This is a genomic window from Bradyrhizobium sp., assembly GCF_016462955.1.
Classification (GTDB): Bacteria; Pseudomonadota; Alphaproteobacteria; order Rhizobiales; family Xanthobacteraceae; genus Bradyrhizobium.
Genome location: NZ_JAEMSD010000553.1, coordinates 1,056 through 4,195 on the forward strand (window position 1 = coordinate 1,056; position 3,140 = coordinate 4,195).

The following is a 3,140-nucleotide window of genomic DNA, read 5'->3' on the forward strand; positions in this document are numbered from 1 at the left end:
CCGCCGCTCGCCCAGGCGGCGGCCTCGGCGGCGGTGATCGGACGCGAGGCGTTCGGGCTCGCGCGTCTAGCCACGATCGAGAAGCTGCATGCGCGCGCGGCAGCCGTGCTCGCCAGCGACGACCGCAAGGAAAGCCGCGTCATCGTGCAGGACCTGCTCAAGATCGCGCACCAGAACCCGCAGCTGGCGCGCGCCCGCGCCTCGCTGGAGAGCCACACCGATGAGATCATCGATGGCGCCGACATGATCCGGCTCGCCGAGCGCGAACTGATGTCCCCCCTGGATGCCGAGGCGCGGCGGCTGGTGTCGTCAGCTGCGCAAAAGGTCTCGATCGTCACGGCGGTGAGCCCGCGCGCGGCGATCGATGTGCTGTTCGTGTTCGTCGCCGCGCTGCGGCTGATCCGGCAGCTCGCTTTTCTCTATGGTGGCCGCCCCGGCGCGCTCGGCATGATCCGCCTGCTACGTCACGTCATCGCCCATCTCGCCATCACCGGCGGCATGGCCGCGAGCGACAGCCTGGTGCAGCAGATGCTCGGCCACGGCATCGCGGCGAAGCTGTCGCAGCGGCTCGGCGAAGGCGTGCTCAACGGATTGCTGACGGCGCGGCTGGGCCTCGCCGCGATCGACGTCACGAGGCCATTGCCGTTCGCCGCGCTGCCACCGCCGAAGCTGTCGGATCTAGCGACGGATCTGCTGCGGAAGAAGGACGGGGACGAGTAGCGGGTTTTGCGTGCCCTCCCCGCAGGCGGCAGGGCAATCGCACATGGGAGTGATCTCACCTGTGGCCATCCTTCGAGACGCCCGCCGTTGGCGGGCCCTCAGGATGAGGACCGCATGCGTTTCGCTGGTTTCAACGGGTGTCGGTGCTGCTTAGCCTCACCCTGAGGGACCGCGAAGCGGTCGTCTCGAAGGGCGAGGCGCGCGCTCAGGTCTTTCAAAAACCCGTATGCGATAGCCCTGCCGCAGGCGGGGGCATGGAGAGGGAGGGCAAGACCGCCTCACTGCTTCAGGTCATTCACCCGCTTCACCCAGGCGCGGACGTCCTTGAGCACGGCGGGCAGCACGGCCTTGACCTCCGCCACGGTCATGCCCGCCTTGATGCGAGGGTCGTAGAGCAGGTTGAGGATGTACTGGTCGTAGACGTCGAAATAGCCCATCGAGACGTTGTCGTTGAACATCGTCCACGGCACGCTCGCGGTGTCGTTGATCGGCCCGAGCGCTTGCAGCAGCTCCTCATAGGCGCAGTCGAGGAAGGTGAAATCGCCGTTGTCGACGGTGAGGATGACGTCGGAATGCTCGATCTCGAAATTGTCGTTCTTGCGGAAGCCGGACAGGCATTGCGGATCGAGCGAGGAGCGGATCTCGCGCGCCTTCTCGGCGCCGTAGAAGCTTGTGAGGGTGCGGAAGAGGTCGCGGTCGCGCACCAGCTTCACCCGCACATTCGCCGCTTCATTGGTTTCGATCATGGCGATGTCGAGATGCTGCACGCGTCTGCCGATGTCGGCCACGACCTTCGAAATTTGCGCCTTGCGGTCGGCGCGGTCGCTCTCGGCGTAGACGCGCACCGGCCCGTCGAACTTGCGGATGCGGTCGACCCGGCCGGCAAGGTGATATTCGGCGCCGAACGCGGTCTTCAGGAAGCCTTCGACGATCTCGCCGTCGGTAAAGCTCTTCTTCTCCGCGCGCTGACGCGAGGTGATCGCAGGCAGTTCGCCAGCCCCGGCCGCGATAGCGGTTTCAGCCGCGCAGGCGAATGCCGTAAATGCCAGCAGTGCGACGCGAAGAACAGCCGAAGATTGATTCAATGCGCTCATCGTCGCGCGACGCTGCCGCATTCGCCTCTCGCGCACAAGACCGCAGATTCACGCGGCCTGCGGGGTTCCTGCGCCTTCACGCGCGGTGCCGTAGGGTGGGTAAAGGCGCGAAAGCGCCGTGCCCACCATCTCTCGACGACAGTGAACAATTGGTGGGCACGCCTCCGGCTTTGCCCACGCTACGCGGCTACGAGAGTTCGCCGGGTCAGTTGTTCAGCACAACAACCGTGGTGCCGACGCCGACGCGGCCGTAGAGGTCGGTGACGTCGTCATTGGTCATGCGGAAGCAGCCTGAGGACACCGCCTGGCCGATCGTCTCCGGCTCGTTGGAGCCGTGGATCCGGTACAACGTCGAGCCCAGATACATCGCACGTGCGCCGAGCGGATTGTCGACGCCGCCCTTCATGTGGCGCGGCAAGTCGGGCCGGCGCGCCAGCATCTGCGACGGCGGGGTCCAGTCCGGCCATTCCTTCTTGGCGGTGATCCTGTGCACCCCGCCCCAGCGGAAGCCGTCGCGGCCGACGCCGATGCCGTAGCGCAGCGCCTGGCCGTTCGGGAGCACCAGATACAGCCGGCGCTCGCCGGTGTTCACCACGATCGTGCCGGGGGCGTAGTTGCCGTTGTACATGACGGTGGTGCGGGGAACGGGATTGGCGCCGGACCGGAAGAAGTTCGGGCCGCCGCCCATGACGTCGCGGCTGTCGAACTCTTCGGCGAAGGCGCCGCCCGCCATGGCCGACAGCAGTGCGATGGTGGCAATCGGCGCGGCAAAAAACCGGATCATTGGTCTCCCCAGCAAGAAATCGATTCAATGAACGTCACAGGCCATATTTGGGGGGATTCCGCAAGCCACGGCGCCGTGAGGCGGGTCATCTCAACCGATTGGCGTTACCAATTCGGCAACCACGATTGGCCGTGGACCATTAGCCAAACCGGCACATGCCCGCGCGGGGCAGGGCGGCGATGGCGGCTATTGCTTTGACGGGACGCGCGAACAATGATTGATCGGACGGATTACCCTCAAGAGACCGATTGCGGAGCAAAAAGAATGAACGGCGCGGAAAGCCTGGTGCGGACGATGGTCAAGGGTGGGGTGGACGTCTGCTTCACCAATCCGGGCACCTCCGAGATGCATTTTGTCGCGGCACTCGACCGCGTCCCCGGCATGCGCTGCGTGCTCGGCCTGTTCGAAGGCGTGGTGACGGGCGCCGCCGACGGCTATTTCCGCATGAAGGGAACGCCGGCCTCGACCCTGCTGCATCTCGGCCCCGGCCTCGCCAACGGCCTGGCCAATCTGCACAATGCCAAGAAGGCCAATTCCGGCAT

General features: G+C 65.7%; 4 protein-coding genes. 2 read left to right on the forward strand and 2 right to left on the reverse strand.

Going from position 1 to position 3,140, the window contains the following annotated elements; genetic code table 11:
• Positions 1–720: YcjF family protein (locus tag JHD07_RS34190; RefSeq protein ID WP_291630185.1), on the forward strand; the 720-nt coding region annotated here is incomplete at its 5' end.
• A 278-nt stretch (positions 721–998) separates the two neighbouring features.
• Here the strand turns inward: JHD07_RS34190 and JHD07_RS34195 are convergent.
• Complete coding sequence (locus JHD07_RS34195) at positions 999–1,814, reverse strand: DUF2927 domain-containing protein (RefSeq protein WP_291630187.1); 816 nt, start codon at positions 1,812–1,814, stop codon at positions 999–1,001.
• Positions 1,815–2,019: 205 nt separating this feature from the next.
• A complete protein-coding gene (locus JHD07_RS34200; protein WP_291630189.1) occupies positions 2,020–2,598 on the reverse strand; it encodes a L,D-transpeptidase in 579 nt (192 codons plus the stop codon).
• A 264-nt stretch (positions 2,599–2,862) separates the two neighbouring features.
• Between JHD07_RS34200 and JHD07_RS34205 the strand changes: the two genes are divergently transcribed.
• Positions 2,863–3,140, forward strand: a 278-nt coding sequence (locus JHD07_RS34205) for a thiamine pyrophosphate-binding protein (RefSeq protein WP_291630191.1), incomplete at its 3' end; no start/stop codon positions are given.

Excerpts from the sequence above, each read along its gene's own strand:
- JHD07_RS34195 (WP_291630187.1), bottom strand. The coding sequence starts at position 1,814 with ATGAGCGCATTGAATCAATCTTCGGCTGTTCTTCGCGTCGCACTGCTG.
- JHD07_RS34200 (WP_291630189.1), bottom strand. The coding sequence starts at position 2,598 with ATGATCCGGTTTTTTGCCGCGCCGATTGCCACCATCGCACTGCTGTCG.